Source organism: Mycobacterium sp., assembly GCF_049280035.1.
Lineage (GTDB): Bacteria > Actinomycetota > Actinomycetes > Mycobacteriales > Mycobacteriaceae > Mycobacterium.
Map to the genome: position 1 here is coordinate 1 of NZ_JBAPPI010000741.1, position 2,093 is coordinate 2,093.

Consider the following 2,093-nt stretch of genomic DNA (forward strand, 5'->3'; position numbering starts at 1 on the left):
GACCACCTCGGAGCAGGCCGAGCGCAGCATTACCGATGCCGCGCAAGCGTTTTCCAGCTGGCGAGCCACTCCGGCTCCGGTACGCGGTGCACTGGTGGGCCGGCTGGGCGAGCTGCTCACCGAGTACAAACAAGACCTCGCCACCCTGGTAACCATCGAGACGGGCAAGATCACCGCCGAGGCACTGGGTGAGGTGCAGGAGATGATCGACGTCTGCCAGTTCGCCGTCGGCCTCTCGCGTCAGCTTTACGGGCGCACGATCGCCTCCGAGCGGCCGGGGCATCGGCTGATGGAGACCTGGCATCCCCTCGGCGTGGTCGGGGTGATCACCACCTTCAACTTTCCGGTCGCGGTGTGGGCGTGGAACACCGCGGTGGCGCTGGTCTGCGGGGACACCGTGGTGTGGAAGCCATCCGAGCTGACCCCGCTGACGGCGCTGGCCTGCCAGGCGCTGATTGACCGGGCCGCCAGTGACGTTGGGGTGTCGGCTCGTGTTTGCGCCCTGATCACCGGTGACCGCCAGATCGGCGAGCAACTCGTCGACGACCAACGGGTCGCGCTGGTCTCCGCGACCGGCTCGGTGCGGATGGGTCAGCAGGTCGGACCCCGGGTCGCGCGGCGATTCGGCCGGTCGCTGCTGGAGCTGGGCGGCAACAACGCCGCCGTCGTCACGCCATCGGCCGACCTAGAACTGGCGGTGCGCGCCATCGTGTTCGCCGCCGCCGGCACCGCCGGCCAACGCTGCACCACCCTGCGCAGGCTGATCGTGCACCGCTCGGTCGCCGACGATGTGGTGCGGCGCATCGCCGCCGCCTATCGGCAGCTGCCGATCGGCGATCCGGCGACTGAGGGCACGCTGGTTGGTCCGCTCATCCACGAGACGGCCTACCGCGACATGGTGGGCGCGCTCGAACAGGCGCGCGCCGACGGCGGCGAGGTGGTCGGCGGCGAGCGCCACGACATCGGCCACCCGAGCGCCTACTACGTCGCGCCGGCGGTGGTGCGGATGCCGTCGCAAACCGAGATCGTGCACACCGAGACGTTCGCGCCGATCCTCTACGTGCTGGCCTACGACGAACTCGATGACGCCATCGCGCTGAACAACGCCGTGCCTCAAGGCCTGTCGTCGGCGATCTTCACCACGGACATGCGCGAGGCGGAACGCTTCATCGACGGGTCCGACTGCGGCATCACCAACGTCAACATCGGCACCTCGGGCGCCGAGATCGGCGGCGCGTTCGGCGGCGAGAAGCAGACCGGCGGCGGCCGGGAATCCGGGTCGGACGCCTGGAAAGCCTACATGCGCCGTGCCACCAACACCGTCAACTACTCCGGCGAGTTGCCGCTGGCCCAGGGCGTGCACTTCGGCTGAGAGCGCCGCACGACGCCGATTAAGTCAGCCGTCGTCGCCCTCGGTCGGCGGAGCGTGCCGCGCACTGTAGCGAATCATCAGAATTGCCGCGGCGATTCCTATCACCAGCAGCCCCAGCGCGCCCAGCTCGAGCAGGAGGCGGTTCATGTCCTGGCTCGAGTGTGGCTGCTCGGCCGCCGCGGTCACCATCAGGATCCGTCGCACGCTGGCAATCAACCCGATGAACAGGAAAGGCTCGGCGGCGTCTGCCACCCCAGGGCCCGATTATTGACGGATGCGTAGGCAATGACATGTTCGCAGAGGCATCCTGAGCGTTGACGGCCTGCGCGAAGGTTCGACCAGTACCATCTGGTCTATGCGAACGCCCCGGCGCCGGTTATCTCCGGACGACCGCCGCGCCGAGTTGCTGGCCTTAGGCGCGGAAGTCTTCGGCCAACGACCCTACGACGAGGTCCGAATCGACGAGATCGCCGAGCGGGCCGGCGTGTCTCGCGCGTTGATGTATCACTACTTTCCGGACAAGCGGGCGTTCTTCGCCGCTGTCGTGAAAGGACAGGCCGACCAGCTGTTCGAGACCACCAACGCCCTGCCGTCACCAGGCCAGTCGTTGTTTGAGGAAACCCGGGACGGCGTCCTGGCCTACATGCAGTACCACCAGGAGCACCCGCACGCGGCCTGGGCCGCATACGTCGGCCTCGGCCGCTCCGATCCGGTGTTACTC

General features: G+C 67.9%; 3 protein-coding genes. 2 read left to right on the top strand and 1 reads right to left on the bottom strand.

Annotated elements, in window-relative coordinates:
• A partial coding sequence (locus tag WAN71_RS23860; protein WP_422227700.1) for an aldehyde dehydrogenase family protein occupies positions 1 to 1,372 on the top strand: 1,372 nt, incomplete at its 5' end.
• A gap of 24 nt (positions 1,373 to 1,396) precedes the next feature.
• On the opposite strand, the gene WAN71_RS23865 is transcribed toward WAN71_RS23860, so the two are convergent.
• Positions 1,397 to 1,624 carry a hypothetical protein gene (locus tag WAN71_RS23865; protein ID WP_422227701.1) on the bottom strand — a complete coding sequence of 76 codons (228 nt, stop codon included), beginning with the start codon at positions 1,622 to 1,624 and terminating at the stop codon, positions 1,397 to 1,399.
• 103 nt (positions 1,625 to 1,727) lie between these two features.
• Between WAN71_RS23865 and WAN71_RS23870 the strand changes: the two genes are divergently transcribed.
• Positions 1,728 to 2,093 (top strand): TetR/AcrR family transcriptional regulator (locus WAN71_RS23870; protein WP_422227702.1); only part of this gene is annotated, 366 nt, incomplete at its 3' end.